Below are 26,421 nucleotides of genomic sequence, written 5' to 3'. Positions count from 1 at the left end.
CATTGCAGGCCACAAACCTACGTGTTGCTCAAATGAGCGTCCGGATATGGCGCCGCTGATGCGTGGCGATGGCGCAGGTCACGAAGGGGAGCCAAACGCGCCCTTTGTGGAACGGCGCACCTACCGGCGACGGCGGCTGATGGATATTGCCCGGCTGTTGCCGATCCTGGGAGCGCTACTGTTCACGGTTCCCCTGATGTGGCCAAACCCCGACCCCTATCCCGCACCTGATACCCATGGCGGCATGGCCACGTCTGCCGCCATCACCTATATCTTTGTGGTCTGGGCCGGCTTGATCGCTGCCAGCTTTGTCTTTGGCGTCGCGGTGCAGCTCTGGGCCGGGCACTGGACCGAAGGTGGCAGTGCTGAGGATAAGACCTGATGGCCTCGCTCAATGTGTTGGCGCTGGTCTGTCTGAGCTATGTGGCGCTGTTGTTCTTCGTGGCCTTCCTGGCCGATCGGATGGCCACCCGGGGGCGCAGTGCTGCCTGGATGCGCTCGCCGTTGATCTATACGCTGTCGCTGTCAATCTACTGCACCGCCTGGACCTTTTACGGCGCAGTTGGCTACGCTGCACGCTCGGGGCTGGAATTCATCACCATCTATTTGGGGCCTACGCTGGTCATGATTGGCTGGTGGTGGGGCCTGCGCAAGTTGGTACGGGTGGGCCGCAGCCAGCGTGTGACTTCGATCGCGGATCTTTTGTCGGCGCGCTATGGCAAATCCAATGCCCTGGCGATTGGTGTCACCCTATTGGCTGTGATTGGTATAACGCCTTATATTTCACTTCAATTACAGTCTATTACACTGTCTTTTGCCATCTTTGCCGAAGCTGACCCACTGCGCAGCTACCATGAAACAACCACTGTGTTTTGGGTGGCGGCAGGGCTTGCGATCTTTGCCATTCTGTTTGGCACCCGCAACCTGAATGCCAATGAACGCCACCATGGGGTGGTAACGGCCATCGCGCTTGAAGCTGTGGTCAAGCTTGTGGCCCTGCTGGCCGTTGGAATCTTTGTCGTCTGGGGCGTGGCCGGTGGCGTTAGCGAGACGCTGTCGCGCATTGATGCCTCGCGGATCGGAGAATGGCGGGGGGGTGGGGGGCGCTGGGGGACGATCACCTTTCTGGCAGCGGCGGCCTTTGTCTGCCTGCCGCGGATGTTTCAGGTGATGGTGGTTGAGAACGAGGACGAACGCCATCTGCGCGTCGCGGCCTGGGCCTTTCCGCTCTATCTACTATTGATCTCGATGTTCGTGGTGCCAATCGCCGCCGTTGGCCTAGAGCTGCTGCCGACCGGGTCCAACCCGGATATGTTTGTTCTGACTCTGCCGCTGGCACAGGGGCAGCAAGGGTTGGCGATGCTGTCTTTCCTTGGCGGGTTTTCTTCGGCCACCTCGATGGTGATCGTGGCGGCAATGGCGCTGTCGACCATGGTGTCAAACCATATGGTGATGCCGATCTGGCTGCGGATGCAGGCCGGGGTGGGGGCTTCGGTCTCCGGGGATGTGCGCAATGTGGTCTTGTTTTCGCGCCGAATTTCCATCGCTGTCATCATGGCGCTTGGCTATTTCTACTATACCCTGTCGGGGGGCGGTGCGGCCCTTGCCGCCGTTGGCCTGATCTCTTTCGCCGGGATTTCCCAGATGTTGCCGGCGCTTGTGGGAGGTTTGTTCTGGCGTGGCGCGACCCGCAGTGGCGCACTTGCAGGTCTGTCTGTCGGCTTTGCGATCTGGGTCTATACCATGCTGCTGCCAGCCCTTGGCGGTGGGTTGTTGCCGGATCACATTCTGGCGGATGGGCTGATGGGCCTTTCTTGGCTGCGGCCACAGGCCCTGTTCGGCATTGAGGGGCTGGATTCGACCGTCCATGCGGTGCTGTGGTCCATGAGCCTGAACGCAGCGGTGTTCTGCATTGTGTCGCTACTGACCTTTCCCAGCCCGATCGAGCGGTTGCAGGGCGCACAATTCGTCAATGTGTTTGAACATTCATCGGGGCCACGGGGCTGGACCGGATCGGTGGCGCAAAGCGAAGACCTGATGGTGATGTCGCAGCGTATTCTGGGTGCAACCGAGGCACAGGCGTTTTTCCAGCGTGAGCTGACGCGCCAGGGCGGGCGCGGCACCCTGCCGGATCCGACCCCCGCCTTTCTGGAGCGGCTGGAGCGTGAGTTGAGTGCCTCCATTGGGGCGGCGGCAGCGCATGCGATGATTGGCCAGATTGTTGGCGGATCATCCGTGTCGGTGCAGGATCTTTTGGCAGTGGCGGATGAAACCGCACAGATGCTGGAATATTCCAACCAACTTGAAACCCAGTCGGCGGAACTGTCGCGAACAGCCCGGCAGCTGCGCGAAACCAACGAGAAACTGACGCAGATCTCGCAGCAAAAGGACGCGTTTCTCAGCCAGGTCAGCCATGAGCTGCGTACGCCGATGACCTCGATCCGGGCTTTTTCGGAAATCCTGCGCGACGATGGGGAGCTGCCTCTGGCAGAAAAGACCCGCTATGCCACCATCATTCACGACGAGGCCCTGCGCCTGACACGGCTGCTGAATGATCTGCTGGATCTGAGCGTTCTGGAGAGCGGGCAGGTCAGTTTGAACATGACAGCGGGCACTTTGGCCGAAGTCCTGGACCACGCGGTATCGACCGCTTTGGCCGGATCAATGCAGCCGATGCGGGTGCATCGCGACCCTGTTAGCGAGGGGGTGCGGATTTCTTCGGACCTCGACCGCCTGGCGCAGGTTTTTATCAATCTGATCGCCAATGCGCAGAAATATTGTGATGCAAATCAGCCGGAGCTGACCATTGCCGTGTCGCAGGGCGCCGGCGAAATCCGGATTGATTTCACCGATAATGGCAGTGGCGTTCCCGCAGCCTTTCAACAGCTTATTTTCGAGAAATTTTCGCGGGTTAGTCCAGAACGTGCCGGTGGCGCCGGACTGGGGCTGGCGATTTGTCGCGAGATCATGCAACGGCTTGGTGGCGATATTTGCTACCTTTCCAACCAAAGCGGCGGCAGTTTCAGAATTTCTCTTCCGGTTGAGCGGAAAAAGCTCGCTGATCCCCTGATTTAAAGATCTTGGTAACCAACGGTCGTTAATACAAATCAAAAGGGAGCGCGAAACGTGCAGGTTGATGACTGATGTCTGAAGCGGAAAAAGAGCAGGGCGGGAGCGACAAGCCAAGTGGGCTTGCCCGAAAACTTGCGGCCTCCAAAGAGGGCAAGGGCAACCTGAATGCGTCACATACGCTGAAGGCCTTGCGCCGGTCTCTTGCGCGCGCGGCATCAGAACAATGCGACCTGCCGCTGGCGGTGCTGGCTGCGCGTCAGTCCAACCGCATCCCCGAGGACCTGGCTGAAGTTTTGTCAGACAAGGATCTGCTGGTGGTGCTGGACGGACCGGGGGGCCGCATTGGCGCGGTCACGATGGATGCGCCGCTGGTCACTGCTCTGATCCAGAAACAGACCATTGGTCAGGTGATGGGCAAAGCCCCCTCTGAGCGCAATTACACCCCGACAGATGCAGCAATGACGTCCGAGTTCCTTGAAAAGGCGTTTGGCAAAGTGGTTGCGATGCTCGACGGGCAAAAGGATCAATTGATTTTCTCTGGCTATCGCTTTGGCGCCCAGATCGAGGACGTGCGCAGTCTGGCCCTGGGGCTGGAGGCTGAGGACTACCGTCTCATAACCTTGAATGTCGATTTGGCGATTGGGGCCATGCAGGGGGTCATGAACCTGATCCTGCCAGAACCAACCCCCGAAGATCTGGGGCTGAGCGGCGGGCCGAATGGCCCCTCTCTGGGCAGTAACCTTGGGGCGATGCGGGCCGAGCTTTCTGCGGTTCTATGCAAGGTGCGCGTGCCGCTGAATGAATTTTCCAAGCTGAAGGTCGGAGAGATGCTCCCTCTGGATCAGGCCTTCCTCTATGAGACCGATCTGATCAGCATTGGTGGACAGTCGATTGCTCAGGGACGTTTGGGCCAAATGAATGGCGCGCGTGCTGTGCGCCTGAACGAAGGCTATGGGAAAGAGACCCCAGCCTTACTTGGTGCCGATGCAGCCTTTGCGGATGGTGTTGGGGCTGAGATGCCCGCAGCGCTGCCGCCGATGGATGAACCTGCGCCTCTGGATCTTGGTATTGCAGCGCAGGATCTGCAGGATCCTTTGGATGATGGCATGGGCCTTCCACCGCTTGGCGGTATGGATCCGGCAGGTGGCCTGGAGATGGGTGACATGGGTGACATGGGGGGGCTTGGCGGAGACCTCGGTGGTGATTTTGGTGGCGGTCTGGGCGGCGGTCTGGGAATGGACAGTGCTCCGATGGGCGATCTGCCAGCCTTGGGAGATTTGCCGTCAGGTGTGGACCCGCTCGGCGGCGCCGATGATCTTGGCGGCCTGATGGATCCGCTTGGCGGGGAAGGCTTTGACCAGTTCAACCCAGATGATGCGGCCGCCGAGATTTCGAAACTTGCCGGGCTCGAAGGCGATGCGGCGCAGGGGCTGTGATCTAGGGCAGAACTCTGAACCGATACCATCTTCCGGTTCGTTTCTTCCGACCCGCGCTTGTGACTTGAAGTGGCACCATAATTAAACCAAGGCCCGGATCCTGACCAGATCCGGGCCTTTTGCATTGTTTTAGCAGACTATTGCCTGCGCTGGGTGGCAAGCTTGGGCCGTCAGAGAGCCATCAGGACTTCGCAATCGCCTCAAGCGTTGGGCGCAGACCGTCCAGCTGATAGCCTGCCGCGCTGGTCTTTGACAGGATCTCATCCGCGCTCAACTCCTTGGCAACGCCCAGCGACCAAATAACGGAAGAGCGGGTCCCCGAGGCGCAATAGGCCAGAACCGGTCCGTCGCAGTCTTCATAAAAGCTGCGCTGTGCTGCCACATTTTCTGGCGTCATGGTCTGATGGGTCAGCGGCAGTTCCTTGAAGGTGAGACCGGCGGCCTCGACTGCGGCGCCTATGGTGGCGGCCTGAAAGTCTTGAGGCACCTCGGCATCGGGGCGATTACAAATCACGGTCCTGTAGCCGGCAGCAGCAATGGCGGGAATGTCTTCGACCGAGATCTGCGGTGAGACGGCGTAGCGGGGGGTGATCACTCGTGCATCCATGGTCTGTCCTTTAAACGCTTGCAGCGACCCGGTCCAGTTGCTGGCCGAATTTGGGCGCGACTGCCATACCGACAAGCATTGCCCCCATGAAGATCAGACCGCCCGAGCCATTGTAGCTGAGCGAGGCAATCGCCGGTCCGGGGCAAAGCCCCGCCAGCCCCCAGCCCATGCCAAAGAGTACCGAGCCGGTGATCAACCGGTGATCCATTTCCGGGCGCGGTGCGGCAGGGAAGCTGCCTCCGACCAGCGGTGCACGTCCCTGCGTCAGCCGCCAGGCAATGAACATCGGCACAATGGCACCACCCATGACAAAGGCGAGGGTCGGATCCCAATTGCCAAAGACGTCCAGCCAGCCCTGAACCTTGGTGGTATCTGTCATGCCCGAGATGAAAAGCCCGGCCCCGAACAGGCTGCCGGACAGAAGCGAGAGGAACAAGCGCTGCATCAGATAACTCCCAGGATATGACGGAACAGAACGATGGTGAGACCGCCGGCAAGGATATAGAAAACCGTCGCGACAATGCCGCGCAGCGACAGGCGGGAAATGCCGCAGACGCCGTGGCCGGAGGTGCATCCATTGGCGATCCGGGTGCCCAGACCAACCAGAATGCCGGCTGCAATGATGACGCCGATATTCGTGGTCATATGGGTGTCGACCCCACCTTCATACAGCGGCAGCAGCAGCATTGGCATAACCAGCACGCCGACCAGAAAGACCAGACGTTCGCTCAGGTTGCTTTTGCCAGTGCCGTCAATCAATCCGCCCAGAATGCCGCTGGCCCCCATGATACGGCCATTGCCGAGCAAGAAGACCGCACCACCTAGGCCGATCAGGCCGCCACCGGCGAGCCCCCAAATCCAATCCATTTCCATGTTCGCGCTTCCTTAAGTCGAATTTTAACAGTGACCCCGTGCCGGGCCGTTGGTGTTGCAGTCTGTTCGGCGGTTGCCCGGAAGCAGGAGGTTCCGGGCTGCGCGGATCAGAGCTTGTTGACGGGCAGTTTCAAAAAGACATCACCCTTTTCGTCGGGTTCGGGCATCCGGCCGGCGCGCATATTGACCTGCAGCGAGGGCAAGATCAGACGGGGCATGCCAAGCGTCGCATCGCGTGCGTCGCGCATCTGGGTGAACTCTTCCAGCGGGCGTCCCTGGCCGATGTGAACATTCAGTGCTTTTTGTTCGCCGACAGTGGTTTCCCAGGCGTAGTCGTCGCGACCAGGGGCCTTATAGTCGTGGCCAACAAAGATCCGGGTTTCATCCGGCAGGGCGAGGATTTTCTGGATCGATTGATACAGCATTTCAGAAGAGCCACCGGGGAAGTCACAGCGCGCGGTACCAAAATCCGGCATGAACAGCGTGTCACCAACAAAAGCAGCGTTACCAATCACATAGGTAAGGCAAGCAGGAGTGTGGCCTGGCGTGTGCAGAACTCGGCCGCGCAGGGCGCCGATTTCAAAGCTGTCGCCTTCTTGAAACAGGGCGTCAAACTGGCTGCCGTCGCGCTGGAACTCAGTGCCTTCGTTGAAGACCTTGCCAAAGGTGTCCTGAACCACGGTGATATTGGCACCAATGCCGATCTTGCCGCCTAGGTGCTCCTGCAGGTAAGGCGCCGCAGACAGGTGGTCGGCGTGGACATGGCTCTCCAGGACCCATTCGCAAGTCAAACCCTCGTCGCGGACATAAGCGATGATCGCATCTGCTGATGCGGTATCGGTGCGACCAGCGGCGTGATCAAAATCCAGGACGGAATCAACAACAGCACAGGCCGTGCTTGAAGGGTCTTTCAGGACATAAGAAACAGTATTGGTGGCCTCGTCGAAAAAGGCTTTGACGATGGGGTTCATCTCTTGGGCACTCCCTTGCATTTCGAAATACATATACGAAATATAGAATATGTTTCAAGGCCCCTCTGGACCGGATGGCGTTTTTTTCAGCTTACTTCATGTTTTGCGCGTTCAATTTGACCTGCCTCATGGTTGGCAGGTGCCTGACTGTCTAAAATTGTTGCGCACTGTGGGGTTGTGACGTTTCGTGAAGTTTCACACTGTTTCATCGCAACCAAGAATACAACGAAGCGACACTTCACCGGAGGGGCGATTTCACGGCTCTGTTACAAAATCGGGTGAAGACTGGGCTTCCAAGGGAGGAATTGACCAATGAACAACGCGGAAACTTTGCAGCGGGCACAGAAACTCGCCATGGAAATACGTCAAAAAACCGGTGCCAGCAGGCTCGCATATCATCGAGAGTTTTCAAATCTTCTTAATGGGCTGCACACCGTAGGCGTGCAGGTGCCACGCAAGCTGCGTCAATTGGAGAACGAGCTTTGCGAAGAAGAGGCGGAGGCGCAATTCGATAATATGCCGGTTTGATCCTGCGCTGGTTCAGCGGGTGCAGATCGGGACGGGTTTTGAGCCAGAACAGGCGCGCAGTGCGCTTGGGATAAGGGGGCGCTGGCGTGGACTGATACGGCTTGGCGCAGATTTGTGCTGTGTTTAGCCGAGGAAGATGCCAGTCATGACCAGCATCAGGCCGATAACCGACAAAAACAAAGCCCCAAGGTTATAAGGCAGGACTGACTGCACGACGGCGCGCAGGGCCTCGTCGTCCAGCTTTTGGCGCCGGGCCTTGGCGACGCGGACAATGCACCAGACCAGTCCCAGAAGACCTGCAACCGACAGTGCGGCTCCGGCCCAGACAATCGCTTCAAACATGGCACAGCTCCTGGAAATTAGCGACAACAGCGGATCATCGCGAGCCACTTTGCAAAGCGATTAGCCGATTGCCACTGACGGGGCAAGTCCGGGTCAGTCTGGGCAAAGCTGGGCATGTCCGGATAACCTTAAAGAGGGGCAGGCAGGTTTGAGGGTGGCGGATCTAGGCATGGCAGGTTTTTGCAGGTCTTGGCTTTCCAGTCTTGCGATGGCGCAAACCAGCGGCTATCCCCTTGCCCCAATCAATGTGGATAATATCGCAGGCTAAAGCGCCGTGCAGCGGGAGCAGGACATGGACATTACCGAAGACGAAAAGAGCGAAAACTACCGTGTGACTGCCGGTGAGCTTCGTCAGTTTATAGAGCGTTTTGAACGCCTTGATGCTGAGAAGAAAGATATCGCAGAGCAGCAAAAAGAGGTCATGGCCGATGCTAAGTCGCGTGGCTACGACACTAAGGTGATCCGCAAGGTGATTGCTCTGCGCAAACGTGACAAGGACGATATCGCCGAAGAAGAGGCGGTTCTTGAAATGTATAAAGAAGCGCTTGGCATGTGATCCGCCGCAGATTTTGAGTTCGATGTGCCGCGTGTCCCTGGGGATGCGCGGTTTTTCTTTTGTGCGTGGCCTTTCACCTGTGGTCTTGGGCGCATGGCGATCTGACAGCACGAAATGCTTCAGGGGTATAAATTTTAAGCTTGAAATAAAGCGCAGCCTCGTCGATATTACTCCTTGTATCGACATTTATGACCAGCCCGAGGAGAGCTTCATGCCTGCTATTTCCGTACATCCAGAAGGGTGGAAGCCGGCCAAGGGCTATGCCAATGGCATGATCGCCGAGGGCAAGCAGCTGTTTGTTGGTGGTCAGATTGGCTGGAACAGCGATCAGGTCTTTGAAGAGCACAGTTTTATCGGCCAGATGACCCAGGTTCTGCGCAATATCCTCGCTGTGGTGGAGGCCGCAGGCGGTGAGGCTAGCGATATTACCCGGCTGACGTGGTATGTAACCGACAAGGCCGAATATGTTGCCCATCAGGCCGAGGTGGGCAAAGCCTATCGTGCGGTGATGGGCTACCATTTTCCGGCCATGACAATGGTTGTTGTCGCAGCATTGGTCGAGGATGAGGCTAAGATCGAAATCGAGGCCACAGCGGTGCTGTCTGCCTGATGGCTGGCGCCTGACCTCTACGTCTGACCTCTACGCCCGACCTGTGTTTCTGCATTCAGTCGTTGCACAAAACCGTGATCTCGCATTCCATATCGCCCGGGAGGTGCCACATCCTGTGAGCAACCAAGCTGGAGGATCACATGCGGATCAATGCAGATTTTGACGAACGCATCGCCGTTCATTTCGACGACACGCCCTGGGTGGCAAGCCCTGCCGTCGGCGTCGAGCGCAAGATGCTGGACCGTATCGGCGCTGAGGTCGCGCGCGCCACAACCATCGTGCGATTTGCGCCTGGGTCGGCCTTTTCGGCCCATACTCATGACGGTGGCGAAGAATATCTGGTGCTGGACGGCGTGTTTCAGGACGAGGAAGGCGATTTCACCAAAGGCACCTATGTGCGCAATCCTCCGACCTCGCAGCATACCCCGGCTGCGGCCGATGGTGCGACGATCCTGGTGAAGCTGCATCAGTTTGATCCCGACGACCGGACCTCGGTCGTGTGCGATACCAGTGATTTTTCCCAAGCAAGCACCTCTTTGTTTCAGGCGCCAGCCGAAGATGTGCAGCTGGCCATTTGGGGTGCTGATCAGGACATTACCCTCGCGCCGGAGGGTGGGTTGGAGGTCTTTGTTCTGGAGGGAAGCTACAGCCAGCAGGGGGAAGAATTTGTACGTTGGGACTGGTTGCGTTTGCCGCCGGGGCAGGGGTTTTCGGCCCGCACTGGGCCTGAAGGTGCGCGAGTCTGGCTGAAATCCGGTCACCTGTTGGAAATGCTCGAAAAATAGGCGCGATTTTTTATCGCTTAAAATCATGCAATTGTGCGCTACTCCAGGGTGGGGTAGCGTTTTTTTTTGCCAAATCCAAAATTTTACCAGTTGATAAAAAATCAAACTGTGGCAGTCTGATTCCCATAAGAACACAGTCAGGGAGACACCCAATGGCGACGAGCCATCAGGCATCAGGCATTCAGGCAGGGCGATTGGCCGCTCCTGAGATTGCCGACAATTTTGGGGATCTGCACCCCGCTTATGACGCGCATGAGGCGGCTGTTGCCGCAGATCGCTGCTACTTCTGCTACGATGCGCCCTGCATGACCGCATGCCCCACCAGCATCGATATTCCGCAGTTCATCCGCGAAATTCAGGCCGGCCATCCGGCTTCGGCGGCCAAGACCATTCTGGATCAGAACATCCTTGGTGGCATGTGTGCCCGGGTTTGCCCGACAGAGACGCTCTGCGAAGAGGCCTGTGTGCGTGAAGCCGCCGAAGGTAAACCGGTCGAGATCGGTCGTTTGCAGCGCTTTGCGACAGACGTGCTGATGGCGCGTGACGAACACCCCTTTAGCCGTGCACCAAGCACCGGCAAGAAGGTCGCTGTTGCTGGGGCTGGTCCTGCGGGCCTGTCAGCGGCGCACCGTTTGGCGATGCTGGGTCATGATGTGGTGGTCTATGACGCCAAATCAAAAGCCGGTGGTCTGAACGAATTCGGTATTGCCGCCTATAAGTCTACCGAAGATTTTGCCGCCCGCGAAGTTGACTGGCTGCTGAAGATCGGCGGCATCACCATGCAATACGGCAAAAAGCTGGGCGAAGATCTGTCGCTTGAGACGCTGAAAGCCGACTATGACGCGGTGTTCCTGTCGATTGGTCTGGCCGGGGTCAATGCCCTGCGGGCCGCTGGCGAAGACATGGACGGTGTACGCGATGCTGTCGACTTCATCGAAGAGCTGCGCCAGGCAGATGATCTGACAAAGCTGCCCGTTGGCCGCAATGTTGTGGTGATCGGTGGCGGTATGACCGCTGTTGATGCGGCTGTGCAGTCAAAACTGCTGGGGGCGGAAAACGTCACTATCGCCTATCGCCGCGGTCGCGACGCTATGGGTGCCAGCCGGTTTGAACAGGATCTGGCGGCCTCCAAAGGGGTGACGTTGATGTTCAACGTGATGCCCAAGGCTATTCTTGGCGAAGGTGCTGCAGCTGAGATCGAGCTGGAATACACAGATGTTCACGATGGTCGTGTCACGGGCACGGGCGAGACCCTGCGTCTGGCAGCTGATCAGGTCTACAAGGCCATTGGTCAAACCCTGGAAGGTCAGCCCGCAGAGCTGGAGCTGGAGGATCGCAAGATCATGGTGGATGCCACGGGTCGTACTTCGGTGGCGAATGTCTGGGCCGGGGGCGACTGTGCCTCGGGCGGCGAAGACCTCACCGTGACAGCTGTGGCCGAGGGTCGTGACGCTGCGATGGACATTCATTCGACCCTGATGGGCTGAGCAAGCCGGGGCCGTTGCTCGGCAATGGCCCCAAGCGAGCATGAAAAGGAACAGACAAATGGCTGATCTGACAACAGAATTCCTGGGGATCAAATCTCCCAACCCGTTCTGGCTGGCCTCGGCGCCGCCAACGGACAAAGAATACAACGTGCGCCGTGCCTTTGAGGCCGGCTGGGGTGGTGTGGTCTGGAAGACCCTCGGCTCTGAGGGGCCACCCGTGGTCAACGTCAATGGTCCGCGCTATGGCGCGATCTTTGGTGCTGACCGTCGCTTGCTGGGGCTGAACAATATCGAGCTGATCACGGATCGCTCGCTGGAGATCAACCTCGAAGAAATCACTCGGGTCAAAAAGGACTATCCGGATCGCGCCGTTATCGTGTCGATCATGGTGCCGTGTGAAGAGCAGGCCTGGAAAGATATCCTGCCTAAAGTCGAAGCCACTGGTGCCGATGGTATCGAGCTGAACTTTGGCTGCCCGCATGGGATGGCCGAACGCGGCATGGGTGCTGCCGTAGGGCAGGTGCCGGAATATATTCAGATGGTCACCGAATGGTGCAAGAAGTACTATTCCAAGCCAGTGATCGTGAAGCTCACACCCAATATCACCGACGTGCGTTTCCCGGCACGCGCCGCCAAGAACGGTGGTGGGGATGCGGTCAGCCTGATCAATACCATCAATTCGATTGTGGCCGTGGATCTGGACCAAATGGCGCCTGAGCCAACTGTCGGCGGCAAGGGAACCCATGGCGGCTATTGCGGCCCGGCGGTAAAGCCAATTGCCATGAACATGGTGGCTGAAATTGCGCGCTGCCCACAGACCCATGATCTGCCGATTTCGGCCATTGGTGGTGTTACCACATGGAAAGACGCGGCAGAATTCATGGCGCTTGGCGCTGGCAACGTTCAGGTCTGCACTGCGGCCATGACCTATGGCTTCAACGTGGTGAAAGAGATGATTTCGGGTCTGTCCAACTGGATGGATGAAAAGGGCTATACCTCGACCCAAGACTTCATCGGCATGGCAGTTCCGAATGTGACCGACTGGCAGTATCTGGATCTGAACTTTATTGCTAAAGCCAAGATCAATCAGGATGACTGCATCAGCTGTGGCCGTTGTTTTGCCGCCTGCGAAGATACCTCGCACCAGGCCATCGAGATGAGCGCCGACCGCGTCTTTACCGTGAAAGACGATGAATGCGTGGCCTGTAATCTTTGTGTGAATGTCTGCCCGATCGAGGGCTGCATCACTATGGAAGAAGTCCCCGCCGGACAGTTGGATGAGCGTACCGGCAAGGTGGTCTCTGATGAATACGCCAACTGGACAACCCACCCCAACAATCCCTCGGCCACCGCAGCTGAATAAGCTGGATCGGATAAGGCTCTGATATAAAATAAAAAGGGCAGTGCTTTGGCGCTGCCCTTTGTTGTTTTTCGATGTGTTTTCCGGCCTGTGGTCAGACCTCTGAATTTTAGGTTAACAAGCTTTAACCTTTTGGCGTAAGCATACGCCGATAAAGGGTTTCCAGAAATTCTGGTGCGGCATCAAAGGGATCCTCATCGCCCATGAGCATACGTACCTGAACATCGAAATCCGCATAGTGCTGGGTCAGCGACCAGATCGAAAACATCAGATGTTTGGGATGGGTCCGGTTGATCTTTCCAGCCGCCATCCAGGTCTCGATGATTGCACATTTTTCTTCGAGCAACCCGCGCAGATCGGTCGAGAGTGCATCCAGCATGCGCGGGGCACCCTGCACGATTTCATTTGCAAAAAGTCGGCTTTCGCGTGGGTAGTCCCGGCTCATCTGCAATTTGCGCTGCACATAGGCAAGGATTTCTTCCAGCGGATCCCCCTCGGGGTTGATCTCGCGCATGGGATCCAGCCAGGTGTCCAGAAGCTCTGACAAAAGGGCGGTGAACATCGCCTCTTTGGAGGGGAAATAATACAGCAGATTGGGCTTTGACAGACCGGCCTGGGTTGCGATCTGGTCGACGGTGGCGCCGCGAAATCCATGCGCTGAAAACACCTCGAGCGCGGCCTCGAGAATGGCGGCGCGATTCTTTTTCTGGATACGGGTCGGTGATCGGTCCTTGGGCATTGTGGATTAGCGATCCTTACTTGAGCGGAACTGGGACGTGACGGCGGGCTGTGTGCAGAAAACGCCCGCAATTTGTACTTTGCCCCTATGTTTTAGGGGGATTTGTGAGGCAATGTGACTCAATTTCTTGACTGGTGGCTAACCCGTGATAGCGTGAGTTTGACCAGTTGGTCAAATCCAAGCTCTGTGTAAGCTTTGTGCAAACTCTGTGATCGCTCACTTGGAAACAGGCCAACGCTTCAAAGCCACCGATGGTGCAAAGCCAAGAATAACCCGCATGACCAGCGGGGGGAACAGGAAGGAAGCTGCGATGACGTCTTTGGGACAGAATCTGAAAATCAACGGCGACAGGCTCTGGGAGAGCCTGATGGAGATGGCCAAAGTCGGCCCCGGTATCGCAGGGGGTAACAACCGTCAGACCTTGACCGACGAAGACGCCGAAGGTCGTGCTCTGTTTCAGAAATGGTGCGAGGATGCTGGTTGCACCATGGGGCTGGACCAGATGGGCAATATGTTTGCCCGCCGCGAAGGCACCGACCCGGACGCGCTGCCGGTCTATGTGGGTTCGCATCTTGATACACAGCCAACAGGCGGCAAATACGATGGAGTGCTTGGCGTCCTGGCGGGACTGGAACTGATCCGTTCGCTCAACGATATGAATGTCAAGACAAAACACCCTATCGTGGCGACGAACTTTACCAATGAAGAAGGCACCCGCTACGCGCCCGCCATGCTGTCATCGGGAGTTTTTGCAGGCATTCATACCCAGGATTGGGCCTATAATGTCGAGGACGCCGAGGGCAAGAAATTTGGCGATGAGCTGAAGCGCATCGGCTGGCGCGGCGAAGAAGAGGTCGGCGCGCGCAAGATGCATGCCTTCTTTGAACTGCACATCGAACAGGGCCCGATTCTGGAGGCAGAAGGCAAGGATATCGGCGTTGTCACCCATGGTCAGGGCCTGAGCTGGACACAAGTCACAATTACGGGTCGCGATGCGCATACGGGGTCTACGCCAATGCCGATGCGCCGTAACGCTGGTCTTGCCATGGCGCGAGTGCTGGAAGCGGTGGATGAGATCGCCTGGTCGCACGCGCCAAGCGCTGTAGGTGCTGCTGGCCACATCGATGTCTATCCCAATTCGCGCAATGTGATTCCAGGAAAGGTGGTCTTTACCGTCGATTTCCGCTCGCCAGAGCTGGAAGTGATCGAAGACATGGAGCTGCGCCTGCGCGAAGAAGGCAAGGATATTGTCGAGGCGATGGACATGCAGATCGAGTTTGAAAAGGTCGGCGGTTTTGACCCGGTCAAATTTGACGAGACCTGCGTCACCGCCGTGCGCAGTGCAGCTGATCGTCTGGGCTATTCGCATCTTGATATCATTTCCGGTGCCGGCCACGATGCCTGCTGGATCAACCGCGTGGCGCCAACTGCAATGATCATGTGCCCCTGTGTGGATGGGCTGTCCCACAATGAGGCCGAGGAGATCAGCAAAGACTGGGCCGAAGCAGGCGGTAATGTGCTGTTTCACGCGGTGCTCGAGACGGCGGAAATCGTTTCCTAATAGGGCGCTGCCCCAGCGGTCCCCTTGGGGGCCGCTCCCCCTAAATACTTGGGGAAAGATGAAGTGCGCAGCGCGTGGATACGCGGCGTCTGGCAATAATGGAGGCGATTAATCGCCCCGTTTCAGGGAGTTACACTCATGAGTAAAGTCATCAAGAATGGCACTGTCGTTACGGCTGATCTGACTTATAAATCGGACGTTTTGATCGAAAATGGCGTGATCACCGCGATTGGGCCGAACCTCAAGGGCGACGAGGAACTTGACGCCACTGGCTGCTATGTCATGCCGGGCGGCATTGACCCGCATACCCATCTGGAAATGCCCTTCATGGGCACCTATTCGACGGATGATTTTGAATCCGGCACCCGCGCAGGACTGGCGGGCGGCACCACCATGGTGGTTGATTTTGCCCTGCCAAATCCGGGTGAAAGCCTGCTGGATGCGCTGAAACGCTGGGACAATAAATCCACTCGCGCCAACTGCGACTATTCATTCCACATGGCGGTGACCTGGTGGGGTGAACAGGTCTTTGACGACATGAAGACCGTGATCGAGACCCGCGGTATCAATACCTTCAAGCACTTCATGGCCTATAAGGGCGCTTTGATGGTCAATGATGATGAGTTGTATTCCAGCTTCCAGCGTCTGTCGGAACTGGGCGGCATCGCCATGGTGCACGCCGAAAACGGCGATGTGGTGGCAGAACTTTCTGCCAAATTGCTGGCCGAGGGCAACACAGGTCCCGAAGCACATGCCTATTCGCGCCCACCGCAGGTCGAAGGTGAAGCCACCAACCGTGCGATCATGATCGCCGATATGGCGGGTGTGCCGCTTTATGTGGTGCATACCTCCTGTGAGGACAGTCATGAGGCCATCCGTCGCGCCCGGATGCAGGGTAAACGCGTCTGGGGCGAGCCGCTGATCCAGCATCTGACGCTGGATGAAAGCGAGTATTTCAATCCCGATTGGGACCACGCAGCGCGCCGTGTCATGTCGCCTCCTTTCCGCAACAAACAGCATCAGGACAGCCTGTGGGCTGGCCTTCAGTCCGGCTCTCTTTCGGTTGTGGCAACGGATCACTGTGCCTTCTCGACTGAGCAAAAACGCTACGGCGTGGGCGATTTTACCAAAATCCCCAATGGCACCGGCGGGGTGGAAGACCGCATGCCGATGCTCTGGACCCACGGGGTGGCCACGGGCCGCATCACGCCGAACGAATTTGTCGCTGTGACCTCGACCAATATTGCCAAGATTTTGAATTGCTACCCGAAAAAGGGCGCGGTTCTGGTCGGGGCAGACGCCGATCTTGTGGTCTGGGATCCTGAAAAATCCAAAACCATTACCGCTGACAGCCAGCAATCCGCCATCGACTACAACGTCTTTGAGGGCAAAGAGGTCAAAGGTCTGCCACGCTTTACCCTGACACGCGGCCATGTCGCCGTGCATGACGGTGAGATCCGCACCCAGGAAGGCCACGGCAAGTTTGTTGAGCGCGAGGCCAATGCCACCGTCAACAAAGCGCTGTCCACTTGGAAAGAGCTGACCGCACCGCGCCCTGTTGAGCGCACTGGCATTCCCGCAACTGGCGTTTAAAAGGAGCAGGGCTGCCGCGGGGATTCCTCACGCGCGGCCCTCTCACAGTCTGAGCAAGGCGAAGATATGAATACTCAAACGACTACCCAGGCCCAACCCGCAGCGGGCGCCACCGAGGCCGTCGTCGAAGCGAAGAACCTGGATCTGGTTTTCCCGACAAATGACGGCCCCGTGCAGGCGTTGAAGGACGTGAACCTCACCATCAACAAGGGTGATTTTGTCAGCTTTATCGGCCCATCGGGTTGTGGCAAGACAACATTCTTGCGGGTGATGGCCGCCCTTGAGCACCCCACCGGCGGCACAATTACTGTCAACGGGATGACCCCGGATGAGGCACGCAAAAAACGTGCCTATGGCTATGTGTTTCAGGCGGCTGGGCTGTACCCCTGGCGCACCATTGCCAAGAACATCAAGCTACCGCTTGAAATCATGGGCTATTCCAAGGCCGAGCAGGACAAACGCGTCGAGCAGGTGCTGGAGCTGGTGGAGCTTGCGGGCTTTGGCGGCAAATACCCTTGGCAGCTGTCGGGTGGCATGCAACAGCGCGCCAGCATTGCCCGCGCGCTGGCCTTTGATGCTGACATTTTGCTGATGGATGAACCCTTTGGGGCGCTGGATGAAATTGTCCGCGACCACCTCAATGAGCAGCTTCTGAAGCTTTGGGCGCGCACCAACAAGACCATCGGCTTTGTCACTCACTCGATCCCGGAAGCGGTCTATCTGTCGACCAAGATCGTGGTGATGTCGCCCCGTCCGGGCCGTATCACCGATGTGATCGAAAGCACTCTGCCACGGGAGCGCCCCTTGGACATTCGTGACAGCCAGGAGTTCATCGATATCGCTCATCGCGTCCGCGAAGGTCTGCGGGCGGGGCATGCCGATGACTGATAAGAAATTTGTCCCACTGGGTGGGGAGGCGGTGTCATGAAGACCTTTCTTTCTGTTCTCACTGTCCTCGCCGCCATCGTCACCTTTTGGTATGCGGCCTGCGTACCGATGAACATCAAAGGTGTTTTGGACGCCGCCGAGCGGGCAGGGGCCGAAGTCACCCCTGCGACATCAAAGGCGCGGCGTGATCTTGGCAGCTTTGGTCTGGTGGCAGGCAATACATTTGCCATTGCCGATACCTTTGCCCAGGATCGCCCACGTCTGCCTGCACCGCATCAGGTGATCACGGAGCTGTGGAAAACCACAGTGATGAAAAAAGTCACCTCGAAGCGTTCGCTGGTCTATCACGCGCAGGTGACGTTGAACGCCACCTTGCTGGGCTTTGTCATCGGTACCGGACTTGGCATCCTGCTGGCCGTTGGCATCGTGCATTCCCGCGTCATGGACATGTCGGTGATGCCCTGGGCCATCGTCAGCCAGACCATCCCGATTATTGCGCTGGCACCGATGATCATTGTGGTGCTCTATTCGATCGGGGTGCAGGGGATACTGCCCAAGGCAATTATCTCGGCCTATCTCAGCTTCTTTCCGGTGGTTGTCGGCATGGTCAAAGGTCTGCGCAGCCCGGATGCGATGCAACTGGATCTGCTGAAGACCTATAGCGCAAATACCAGCCAGGGGTTCTGGAAGCTGCGTCTGCCCTCGTCGATGCCTTACCTGTTTACCTCGCTGAAGATCGGCATCGCGGCCTCCTTGCTGGGGGCCATCGTCGGAGAGCTGCCGACCGGCGCTGTTGCGGGCCTTGGCGCGCGTCTGCTGGCGGGTAGCTATTATGGGCAAACCGTGCAGATCTGGTCGGCGCTGTTTGCGGCTGCCATTCTGGCCGGGCTTTTGGTGGCGCTGCTGGATCTGATTGAAAAACTGGTGCTGAAACGGATGGGGATGGGATCATGAGCTTGGTCATTCTCGCAGGTGTCGCCTGGTGTGTCGGCTGGTGGATCAATAGCCGCCTGGCAAATAGCGCTGCATCCAATACCCGTGCGATCAAACTGCTGGTGCCAGTGATCTTTGGTGTCACTGTTCTGGTGGTTTGGGAGCTGCTTGTGCGCGGGCTTGAGGTCTCGCTGGTGATCCTGCCGCCGCCAACGATGATCGCGGAACGCTTTGCAAACTCGCTGCCGATCTTGTGGAAAGATCTGTTCCAGACCTTCCTGAAGGGCGCGTTGTCGGGCTATATCATGGGCTGCTCTGCGGCTTTGCTGATGGCGGTTGCGGTGGATCGCAGTGATTTTCTGCGCCGTGGGCTGTTGCCGGTGGGCAATTTTGTCGCCGCGCTGCCGATTGTGGGCACAGCCCCCATTCTGGTGATGTGGTTTGGCTTTGACTGGCAGTCAAAGGCAGCTGTTGTGGTGGTCATGGTGTTCTTTCCAATGTTGGTGAACACGGTTGCTGGTCTGCGCGAAACCTCGGCCATGCAGCGCGATCTGATGCAGACCTATGCCGCCAGCTATTGGCAAAGCTTTTTCAAGTTGCGCTTGCCAGCGGCCCTGCCGTTTATCTTCAACGGGCTGAAAATCTCCACCACGCTGGCGCTGGTTGGCGCGATTGTGGCGGAGTTCTTTGGATCCCCTACGGTGGGTATGGGCTTTCGGATCTCAACCAGCGTGGGGCAACTGGCACTGGATATGGTCTGGGCTGAAATTCTGATGGCCGCCCTTGCGGGGTCATTCTTTTACGGCACCATCGCGCTGGTAGAGAAAAGCCTGACCTTCTGGCACCCGTCACAACGCAGCTAAATGCGACAAGAACAGCTCACTCCGGGTTTCGGCCCGGGGTGGTTTTACCAGAGGAGCGCTCTGGTCTGGCACTTCAGGATTGGTGAAAAAACAATCAGAAGGCCGCTAACAACGCTCAAGGGCTGCGCAAAATGGCCAAGTGCCTGAGATAAATAAAATAAAAATCTTTGATCGAAGGGTCAAATTCGCGCAAGCTTTCTTCATAACCAATAGGGAGAACTACTCATGAAACACATTTTGACAGCAGCCGGTCTGGCGCTTGCAACGGTTGGTTCCGCGCAGGCCGCAGATGATGTGAAGCTGCAGCTGAAATGGGTGACACAGGCACAGTTCGCTGGCTACTACGTGGCAATGGACAAGGGCTTTTACGGCGAAGAAGATCTGAATGTCACCATCCTGCCCGGCGGCCCTGACATTGCCCCCACTCAGGTCATCGCTGGTGGCGGTGCGGATGTTACCGTCGAATGGATGCCAGCGGCCCTTGCTGCCCGTGAAAAGGGCCTGCCACTGGTCAATATCGCGCAGCCTTACAAAAGCTCCGGTATGATGCTGACCTGCTGGAAAGATACCGGCATTGCAGCCCCAAAAGATCTGGCCAACCGCACGCTGGGTGTCTGGTTCTTCGGCAATGAATTCCCCTTCATGAGCTGGATGAGCCAGCTGGGTATTTCCACCGAAGCCAAGGGCGAGATGGGCGTCGAGGTCCTGAAGCAGGGCTTTAACGTCGACCCGCTGCTGCAGCGTCAGGCCGATTGCATCTCGACCATGACCTACAATGAATACTGGCAGGTTATCGATTCTGGCGTCGCCGAGGATGAGCTGGTGACTTTCAAATACGAAGATCAGGGTGTCGCGACACTCGAAGACGGGCTTTATGTGCTGGAAGAAAACCTGGATGATCCGGCCTTTGTTGCCAAGATGGAGCGTTTCGTGCGCGCCTCGATGAAGGGCTGGAAATACGCCGAAGCACATCCTGATGAAGCAGCGGAAATCATTCTGGAAAATGACGCCTCCGGCGCGCAGACCGAAGTGCACCAGCAGCGCATGATGCGTGAAGTTGCCAAACTGACTGCGGGCAGCAACGGTGCACTGGACCCGGCCGACTATGAGCGGACCGTGAAGACCCTGCTCGAGGGTGGTTCTTCGCCGGTAATCACCAAGATGCCCGAAGGTGCTTGGAGCCATGTCATCACTGATGCAGCGCTGAAATAAACCCTGCTCTAAGGTATAGTCTCTCTATCATACCTGAAGAGAGTGGCTTGTATTAAAAGAATTTTCATCCGCCGGGGCCGGGAGGTTCTGGCGGATTTTTTGCGCGTTTTTACGCACGCATACAGCGAAAGGTTATAGTAAAAACGATCTATAATTGTGGAAATATAAACAAATATTTAGAATATGTGTTATGCTGGATCATGGTTTTTGAAAAAGGTCGTGTCGTGAACCCGGCCTCTGGTGGAAACATGCGCCAACATACTTCGAAACAGCACGGATCGAAGAACGAGGCCTCGCAATGGGAGCAAGTGACCCTGTGCCTGTGCGGAAGATGCTCTCAGCTTGAGACGCGACTTGCGCGGGCAGGTTTGGGGCTGCGTCTGCGTCTTGGATCGGAGCGCAGCCAAACCAAGGCCTCTGACCTAATTGCGGGATTTATTGACCTGGGCGGCGGTACAAACAGGTTGCCACTGCAGCAGGTCTGTCTTGCAGCGCGGGATCGTCGGCAACAGGCCATGCAGGAGAATGGGCAGGAGAAAGGGCAGGAACAAGCTCAGGTGCTTGTTCTCTTTGATCGGGGCTTCTCCAGGAGCCCTGAGTTGCGAGAGGTGAATGCAGCGTTGCAGCAGGATCCGAAAGCGGCAGAGGCAGGATTGAAAGGGCCCGAACCACCTGCTGCCTCACAAGCGGAGGTGTCGTTTTGGATGCATGGGCTTGCCAGTGCTTGCCGGGGTTCATTCTTTAGTTTTGTCGAGATCTGTTCCCTTAAGTCATTGGGACACCCGGATCTGCTTTATGCTTTGGCCATTGGCTATAGCCGGGTCTGGGTCCAACACGCTGACCCCGGCAGTGCTGCTGTTCAAGATCAGGAGTTGGCCTTGGTTGCAGCGCTTGGCGGTCAAGACCGGGTAAAACTGTTTTCCCATCTCGAAGACATCCAGAACGATGTGCAGGATCCTCCTGATGTGCAGTTTCAGATCATGGCGGATATATCCGACAGCAGCAGCCGATGGGAGATCGTCAATCGCTGTGCGCAGGCCCTGCTGCCTACAAAACAGGGGCGGGTGCCGCTGCCGGAAAAGTCGCCATATGGCGGTCTCAGCCTGGCCAGTGAGGGATGCGATTTCTGCGAAGCCTGTGCTTGGGTTTGCCCCACCGAGGCAATCACCATCACCGCAGATGGCTGCATGCTCAACTTCACTGAGGCAAACTGCGTTCAATGCGGGTTGTGTATTTCGGTTTGCCATCGCCGGGCTTTGAATCTGCGCCCCAGTATGGTCCTGAGCAGGGATTCCAAAACGGCCAAAGACCCCGCTGTGCTGCTGCACAGTAAATTTGAAATCGGGCGAGGTGTCACCGCCGGGCGGCGGTAGAAAGATAAGTTGCTTAAGATGCTACCGTGTTTTGGCCAGTGTCATTCAAATGGCATTCGAGCCTGGGCCCGGCGTCGCGGGTCGTGATAGGCAAGACACGGGCAAGACACGGGCAAGACACGGGCAAGGCACAGGCAAGACGCGGGCAGGGACAGGCACAGGCAAGGCACAGACTAGGCGCGTGAGCTTGCTGTTGTGACCAGCCACTGGCTTCTTATTCCAGTGCGAGCGGACCAAAGGGCAACAGCCCTAGGGCTGTTCGAGAAATCCGCCGTATTGGCCCCGCTTGAAAATCAGCCCCTTGCCTGGGTGGCAGGTGACAGATTTGACCTCGCCCAAAATGATACTGTGATCACCTGCCTGGTGGCTGTCAAAATGCTGGCAGTCGAACCGGACGATCGTTCCGGGCAGCGCGGGGGAGCCTGCCTTGCTCAAATGCCAGTCATATGTGTCGAAACCTTCGCCATCGCGGGCGAAATGCAGCGCCATCTCCAGTTGGTCTTCGGCCATGACGTGAATGGAGAAATGCGCGGCCTTTACAAAGGTATCATGGCGCAATGAGCTGCGTGCCGGGCACCAGAGCAGCAAAGGCGGATCCAGCGAAACCGAGGTGAAGCTGTTCACGGTAATAGCCAGAGGCCCGTTTTCGGTCATTGTGGTGATGACCGTGACCCCGGTGGCAAAGCAGCCAAGGGCATCCCGATAGGCCCGGGCGGTTGCTGCACCGGGAATAAAACTGGTTTCTGGCATGTCGCGCGCCTCGTTTCAGGTCGTTTTGCCTGCCTGCCACGTGCCGCCGTGATTGTCTACCGGATTGAGGTCTTCTAGCAGTCGGCCATGCTGTTGGGTCTGGGCGATGACTTCCCCCAGAGTGGTGAAGCCACGGGCCTGAAGCATCGGCAGCATCTTTACCAGGGCTTCGGCGGTGGCATGGGCATCGCCTAGGGCCGTATGGCGCAGCGCGACCGGAATGTTCACCTCGAGCCGCTCGCACAGCGCGTCCAGCGTATGAGGAACAGAAGCCCCAAACAGGACCGCGCTCAGCAAGACGGTATCGAGGATCGGATTGTCCCAGCTCACCCCGGCCTTCTGGGCGTGGCGGCGTAGAAAGGCCATATCAAAGGGCGCATTATGGGCGACAATCACAGCATCCGAGGCAAAGAGATGAAACTCAGCCGCGGCCTTGGCAATTTTCGGCGCGCCCTTGACCATCTCGGTGCTGACACCATGCACCAGGGTCGAGGCTGCCGGAATAGAGCGTTCGGGATCAACCAGGGTGTCAAAGGTCTCACCGTCGACCAGACGTCCGTTCAGCACCCGCAAGGCACCGATTTGAACGATTTCGTCCTTGTGCGGCAAAAGCCCGGTGGTTTCGGTGTCAAAGACAGCAAAACACAGATCTTTCAACGGGCGATCTTCCAGCTCCTGCAGCGGGCGGTTCAGTAGGTCAAAATCAAACACCAAAGGGCGCGCGGCCTCTGGTGGGATCTCGGCCACGGCTCCTTCAAAGATCAGGATATAGCCTTCGCCTTCGCCCAGCGGTTTCAGACGCAGGTCGTAGTGTTGTTTGCCGTCGCGCCCCAAAACCTCGGCAAGAACCTCTTTGCCGGTTTTTTGCATTTTCGCCTGCGCCTTTTTCAAGGCGGTTTCATCCAGATAGTCGAACAGGCAGGCATTCAGCCGGGGATGCGCGATCTGGGCAAGGACCGCACCGGCCTGCGCATCATAGAGCACGATGCGATTGTTGGCGCCGACCATGACCGTGGCCACGGGGATTTCGCTCAGTAGATCTGTCAGTTTTTGCTTTTCGGCCTCCAGGCGTGCGGTTTCTTCTGCGATGCTTTGGGCGCTGCGCAGGGTCGCGTCGCCCAACTGCCCCGCAAGACCAGCCGCTGCTGGGGCAAGATCGCCAAGATAGCGGGCCACTTTGGCATCGATGTCACGCGACACGCCGCCATGAGCGCGGCTGCGCATTTCGGCGGCAAGGATTTCGATCGGCTTGGCCACGTGTTCATCAAACATCAGCCAGATCGCAGCACAGAGACCGAGAATGGCAAAGCTGCTCAGAAGGCCGGCGAAAATAAAGGGGTCCAGCAAGTCTGGCAGCCCAGCCCGCCCATAGCTGAGCCAGAGTGCGGCAAGTGTTACGGCAATCGCACCAAGGGCAAGAAACCCGAAGAACAGAAAGATACGCAACCGCAGGCTCAGATGGGTCAGCATGTGTCAGGCTCCGCAAACAGTGGTCAGAAGGGAATCATCTTCAGGGGGGGAGACCCACTCGACGCCGCTGATCTCACCGGTTTCGGAGAATTCGGTCTTGGCTTCGACAACACCCCGTCGCCAGCTCTGACAGTCCATCACGGTGCTGAGCTGGCTGATCGGGGCCCATCGGCCAAAAAAGAAAACTTCGGCCAGAAACTGTTCCGGAGCAGCGGGATGGCTGCGCAGGGTTGCGGTGTCGACCGCTACAAATCGGTCGTGGTAGGCGACGACATAGGTCCAGGGGCGATAAAGGCTGCGCTTTTCCACCGCCTCGGCCACCACCAGCCCTTCGGGCAGATTGGCGACCGTGCGCCCGTACCAGCCATATTCCGAGGCCACGGTGACACCGATCATGGCCAACCCGGCCGCCACGGGGGCAGTCCAGCGGGGCAGGCGACCTCCGGTGGCGCGGTTTATTAGCATCACCACACCTGCAACCGCAATACCGGCAAAAATCACCGCGATCAGTTCCAGAAACATGAGTTTTCCTTTGGTTGTTTCATGCTCAGCTGAGCATTGATTTACCGTGTCCGAGGGCCGATTGCATGGTTTTTACCACAACAAAGGCATCGCGCAGATGACTTCGCTCAAAGTCCGACAGGGCCGAAGGGGCAAGGTAGTTGTCCGGGGCCTCACCGCGGCGGATCAGATCCGCCTGATGTTCCAGCCGGGTCTGGGCGATCAGGTCATAGGCATCCATCAGATCCCGCGCACCACTGGGGCTGATGGCACCGGCGGCGGCCCCTGCTTCCAGGCGGGCGCGGGTATTCACCGCCGGGATCCTGGCCTGCAAGGCGTAGATCCTTCCCAGATCAGTCACCGGCACAACGCCATTGTGCTTCATATCCAATGTGTTGCGGTGTTCACCTGACCGGATGGTGGCAAAGCCGCGCAGCAGTCCCAATGGTGGCGTGTGCTTCAGCGCGTTCGAGGTCATATGGGCGACAAAGATCGAGTTATCACTGGCGGACTCGAGCCCCTGGGCCTCCAACCCGTCGAACAATGCGTAGTCCCCGCCGATGGGGCGCAAATCAAACATGACCGAGGCCAGCATCTGTGCCTCTGGCACAGGTTTGGTGATCCAGCTGCCAAAATAGTCGCGCCAAACCTGCAGCGGCTGACGCCAGCGTGGATTGCTGGCCATCATGTCGCCGGGACAATAGACATAGCCGCAGGCATTCAGCCCATCACAGACAAAATCAGCAAGTGCAGCGAAATAGGCGTCGTGCTCAACTGTCGCTTCATCGGCCAAGATCAGGCAATTGTCCTGATCAGACACGCCGGTCTGTTCCTGCCGCCCCTGACTGCCGCAGGCCAGCCACAGATAGGGCACCGGGGCGGGGCCCAGTTTTGCCTCCGCCAGGGTGAGCAAGCGCCGGGTGACTGTGTCAGCGATATCGGTGATCAGGCGGGTGACGACCTCGTGTCGGTTGCCGCCAGCCACCAGCTGCACCAGCAGGCGGGGGATTTCGGCGGTGACTTTGGCCATTTCCGCAGCACTTTCGGCGCGCGCGATAGCAGAGACCAGCTCGGCAGAGCTGACGGCCTGAAACCGGGTAAGGTCGGTCTGGGTGATGATGCCCATTAGTTTGCCGTTTTGCACCACCGGGATGTGGCCGATATGGCGCTCCATCATGGCGTGCAGCACGTCGGATCCGATGGCCGATGGCGGCAGTGACAGTGGGTCAGGGGTCATGATTTGTGACACCGGGGTAGAAAACGGCAGGCCCTCGGCCAGCAGTTTTTCTGTCAAATCTCGGGTGGTCAAAATCCCTTCGAGGCTTTCGTCACTGGTTATGCAGACCGAAGAGATATGATGCTGGCGCATCAGCTGCGCTGCGCCCTGACAGGTGAGGCCTGCCGAGCAGGTCACCGGGGTGGCCGCCATGATGTCTTCGGCGCGACAGGTGGTCAGACCGTTTTGTTTTGGCCCTTCGGGACGGCGGCGATCAAAGAAGCGGGCGACTTTTGCTTCGGCCTGCATAAGCGCGTCAAAATCGGCGCGCGGCAGCAGCAGCAGCACGGTTGCCGCCGTGGCTTGGGCCGAGGTCGCCGCCCGCCCGCCGCGTGTCAGGCCGCGTTCGCCAAAGGAATTACGTGGCCCCAGGATCGAAATCGCCATGCCGTTCTCGTCGGTGACCTCGACCTCGCCGTGATGCACCAGATACAGCCCGGCAAGGGCCTGGCCTAGATCGTAGATCTTCTCGCAGGGCTCAATTGACAACAGCTGAAACTTCGGTGCCAGCGCCTGCAGAACCTCGGGATCAAGACTGTCATAAGGGTGCACAGAGGCCAGAAAGCGGATCAGATCGGTTTCGGAAATCGGCTTGGTTTCGGAAATCGGCATGGGCAGGACCTGTCTCAAATGAG

26 protein-coding genes are annotated in these 26,421 nt (G+C 57.8%); 16 read left to right on the top strand and 10 right to left on the bottom strand.

Annotated elements, in window-relative coordinates; translation table 11 throughout:
• Nucleotides 1-46: 46 nt before the first annotated feature.
• The 3 genes from PH5382_RS00395 (at nt 47) to PH5382_RS00385 (ending at nt 4,508) form a co-directional block, all read left to right on the top strand.
• Nucleotides 47-382 carry a hypothetical protein gene (locus tag PH5382_RS00395; RefSeq protein ID WP_231751761.1) on the top strand — a complete coding sequence of 112 codons (336 nt, stop codon included), beginning with the start codon at nt 47-49 and terminating at the stop codon, nt 380-382.
• Nucleotides 382-3,075 (top strand): ATP-binding protein, encoded by a 2,694-nt coding sequence (locus PH5382_RS00390; RefSeq protein ID WP_058332374.1) that lies wholly within the window; start codon nt 382-384, stop codon nt 3,073-3,075. The genes PH5382_RS00395 and PH5382_RS00390 overlap by 1 nt, the downstream gene beginning before the upstream one ends.
• 68 nt (nt 3,076-3,143) lie before the next feature.
• Nucleotides 3,144-4,508, top strand: coding sequence for a FliM/FliN family flagellar motor switch protein (locus tag PH5382_RS00385; protein WP_058332373.1), 1,365 nt, complete (start codon nt 3,144-3,146; stop codon nt 4,506-4,508).
• 181 nt (nt 4,509-4,689) lie between these two features.
• Here PH5382_RS00385 and PH5382_RS00380 read toward each other — a convergent pair whose 3' ends face one another.
• From PH5382_RS00380 to PH5382_RS00365, 4 genes are all read right to left on the bottom strand, one after another.
• Nucleotides 4,690-5,115 carry a protein tyrosine phosphatase family protein gene (locus tag PH5382_RS00380; RefSeq protein WP_058332372.1) on the bottom strand — a complete coding sequence of 142 codons (426 nt, stop codon included), beginning with the start codon at nt 5,113-5,115 and terminating at the stop codon, nt 4,690-4,692.
• 10 nt (nt 5,116-5,125) lie between these two features.
• Nucleotides 5,126-5,560 (bottom strand): DUF6691 family protein, encoded by a 435-nt coding sequence (locus tag PH5382_RS00375; RefSeq protein ID WP_058332371.1) that lies wholly within the window; start codon nt 5,558-5,560, stop codon nt 5,126-5,128.
• A complete protein-coding gene (locus tag PH5382_RS00370) occupies nt 5,560-5,988 on the bottom strand; it encodes a YeeE/YedE family protein (protein WP_058332370.1) in 429 nt (142 codons plus the stop codon). Before PH5382_RS00370 ends, PH5382_RS00375 begins: the two co-directional genes overlap by 1 nt.
• 107 nt (nt 5,989-6,095) lie before the next feature.
• A complete protein-coding gene (locus tag PH5382_RS00365) occupies nt 6,096-6,959 on the bottom strand; it encodes an MBL fold metallo-hydrolase (RefSeq protein WP_058332643.1) in 864 nt (287 codons plus the stop codon).
• A gap of 312 nt (nt 6,960-7,271) precedes the next feature.
• Between PH5382_RS00365 and PH5382_RS00360 the strand changes: the two genes are divergently transcribed.
• On the top strand, nt 7,272-7,487 hold the full coding sequence (locus PH5382_RS00360) for a hypothetical protein (protein WP_058332369.1): 216 nt from the start codon (nt 7,272-7,274) through the stop codon (nt 7,485-7,487).
• A gap of 123 nt (nt 7,488-7,610) precedes the next feature.
• Here the strand turns inward: PH5382_RS00360 and PH5382_RS00355 are convergent, their stop codons facing one another.
• Nucleotides 7,611-7,829, bottom strand: coding sequence for a hypothetical protein (locus tag PH5382_RS00355; RefSeq protein ID WP_058332368.1), 219 nt, complete (start codon nt 7,827-7,829; stop codon nt 7,611-7,613).
• Between the two features lie 292 nt (nt 7,830-8,121).
• Between PH5382_RS00355 and PH5382_RS00350 the strand changes: the two genes are divergently transcribed.
• The 5 genes from PH5382_RS00350 (at nt 8,122) to preA (ending at nt 12,630) form a co-directional block, all read left to right on the top strand.
• On the top strand, nt 8,122-8,385 hold the full coding sequence (locus PH5382_RS00350; protein WP_058332367.1) for a DUF2312 domain-containing protein: 264 nt from the start codon (nt 8,122-8,124) through the stop codon (nt 8,383-8,385).
• Nucleotides 8,386-8,596: 211 nt separating this feature from the next.
• Nucleotides 8,597-8,995 (top strand): RidA family protein, encoded by a 399-nt coding sequence (locus PH5382_RS00345; protein WP_058332366.1) that lies wholly within the window; start codon nt 8,597-8,599, stop codon nt 8,993-8,995.
• A 140-nt stretch (nt 8,996-9,135) separates the two neighbouring features.
• Nucleotides 9,136-9,780 carry a cupin domain-containing protein gene (locus PH5382_RS00340; protein WP_058332365.1) on the top strand — a complete coding sequence of 215 codons (645 nt, stop codon included), beginning with the start codon at nt 9,136-9,138 and terminating at the stop codon, nt 9,778-9,780.
• Nucleotides 9,781-9,932: 152 nt separating this feature from the next.
• On the top strand, nt 9,933-11,267 hold the full coding sequence (locus tag PH5382_RS00335; protein WP_058332364.1) for an NAD(P)-dependent oxidoreductase: 1,335 nt from the start codon (nt 9,933-9,935) through the stop codon (nt 11,265-11,267).
• Nucleotides 11,268-11,325: 58 nt separating this feature from the next.
• Entirely contained in the window at nt 11,326-12,630 is a 1,305-nt protein-coding gene (gene preA, locus PH5382_RS00330) for an NAD-dependent dihydropyrimidine dehydrogenase subunit PreA (RefSeq protein ID WP_058332363.1), read from the top strand.
• Between the two features lie 121 nt (nt 12,631-12,751).
• Here preA and PH5382_RS00325 read toward each other — a convergent pair whose 3' ends face one another.
• Entirely contained in the window at nt 12,752-13,366 is a 615-nt protein-coding gene (locus PH5382_RS00325) for a TetR family transcriptional regulator C-terminal domain-containing protein (protein ID WP_058332362.1), read from the bottom strand.
• Nucleotides 13,367-13,676: 310 nt separating this feature from the next.
• Between PH5382_RS00325 and PH5382_RS00320 the strand changes: the two genes are divergently transcribed.
• The 7 genes from PH5382_RS00320 to PH5382_RS00290 all read left to right on the top strand — a co-directional run bounded on the left by PH5382_RS00320 (nt 13,677) and on the right by PH5382_RS00290 (nt 21,789).
• Nucleotides 13,677-14,927 carry a Zn-dependent hydrolase gene (locus PH5382_RS00320; protein WP_058332361.1) on the top strand — a complete coding sequence of 417 codons (1,251 nt, stop codon included), beginning with the start codon at nt 13,677-13,679 and terminating at the stop codon, nt 14,925-14,927.
• 138 nt (nt 14,928-15,065) lie between these two features.
• Nucleotides 15,066-16,520 carry a dihydropyrimidinase gene (hydA, locus tag PH5382_RS00315; protein WP_058332360.1) on the top strand — a complete coding sequence of 485 codons (1,455 nt, stop codon included), beginning with the start codon at nt 15,066-15,068 and terminating at the stop codon, nt 16,518-16,520.
• 66 nt (nt 16,521-16,586) lie between these two features.
• A complete protein-coding gene (locus PH5382_RS00310; RefSeq protein ID WP_058332359.1) occupies nt 16,587-17,408 on the top strand; it encodes an ABC transporter ATP-binding protein in 822 nt (273 codons plus the stop codon).
• Between the two features lie 36 nt (nt 17,409-17,444).
• Nucleotides 17,445-18,362 (top strand): ABC transporter permease, encoded by a 918-nt coding sequence (locus tag PH5382_RS00305; RefSeq protein WP_058332358.1) that lies wholly within the window; start codon nt 17,445-17,447, stop codon nt 18,360-18,362.
• Nucleotides 18,359-19,204: an ABC transporter permease gene (locus PH5382_RS00300; protein WP_058332357.1), complete on the top strand. Its 846-nt coding sequence runs from the start codon at nt 18,359-18,361 to the stop codon at nt 19,202-19,204. The genes PH5382_RS00305 and PH5382_RS00300 overlap by 4 nt, the downstream gene beginning before the upstream one ends.
• Before the next feature lie 225 nt (nt 19,205-19,429).
• On the top strand, nt 19,430-20,416 hold the full coding sequence (locus tag PH5382_RS00295) for an ABC transporter substrate-binding protein (protein ID WP_058332356.1): 987 nt from the start codon (nt 19,430-19,432) through the stop codon (nt 20,414-20,416).
• A 200-nt stretch (nt 20,417-20,616) separates the two neighbouring features.
• Complete coding sequence (locus tag PH5382_RS00290) at nt 20,617-21,789, top strand: 4Fe-4S dicluster domain-containing protein (RefSeq protein WP_156414809.1); 1,173 nt, start codon at nt 20,617-20,619, stop codon at nt 21,787-21,789.
• 249 nt (nt 21,790-22,038) lie between these two features.
• On the opposite strand, the gene PH5382_RS00285 is transcribed toward PH5382_RS00290, so the two are convergent.
• Genes PH5382_RS00285 through PH5382_RS00270 form a run of 4 tightly spaced genes read right to left on the bottom strand, consistent with a single transcriptional unit; the run spans nt 22,039 to nt 26,398 of the window.
• The gene (locus PH5382_RS00285) at nt 22,039-22,539 is read right to left on the bottom strand and encodes a flavin reductase family protein (RefSeq protein WP_058332354.1); all 501 of its coding nucleotides are present in this window, start codon (nt 22,537-22,539) and stop codon (nt 22,039-22,041) included.
• 15 nt (nt 22,540-22,554) lie between these two features.
• Nucleotides 22,555-24,009, bottom strand: a complete 1,455-nt coding sequence (locus tag PH5382_RS00280) for a 3'-5' exonuclease (RefSeq protein ID WP_058332353.1) — start codon at nt 24,007-24,009, stop codon at nt 22,555-22,557.
• Nucleotides 24,010-24,012: 3 nt separating this feature from the next.
• Nucleotides 24,013-24,531 carry a hypothetical protein gene (locus tag PH5382_RS00275; RefSeq protein ID WP_058332352.1) on the bottom strand — a complete coding sequence of 173 codons (519 nt, stop codon included), beginning with the start codon at nt 24,529-24,531 and terminating at the stop codon, nt 24,013-24,015.
• Nucleotides 24,532-24,556: 25 nt separating this feature from the next.
• Nucleotides 24,557-26,398, bottom strand: coding sequence for a DUF294 nucleotidyltransferase-like domain-containing protein (locus PH5382_RS00270; protein WP_058332351.1), 1,842 nt, complete (start codon nt 26,396-26,398; stop codon nt 24,557-24,559).
• Nucleotides 26,399-26,421: the final 23 nt, after the last annotated feature.

Source organism: Phaeobacter sp. CECT 5382 (genome assembly GCF_001457775.1).
Taxonomy (GTDB): Bacteria; Pseudomonadota; Alphaproteobacteria; order Rhodobacterales; family Rhodobacteraceae; genus Pseudophaeobacter.
Note: the sequence above shows the minus strand (reverse complement) of the source record. Positions and strands in the feature narration are given on the sequence as shown.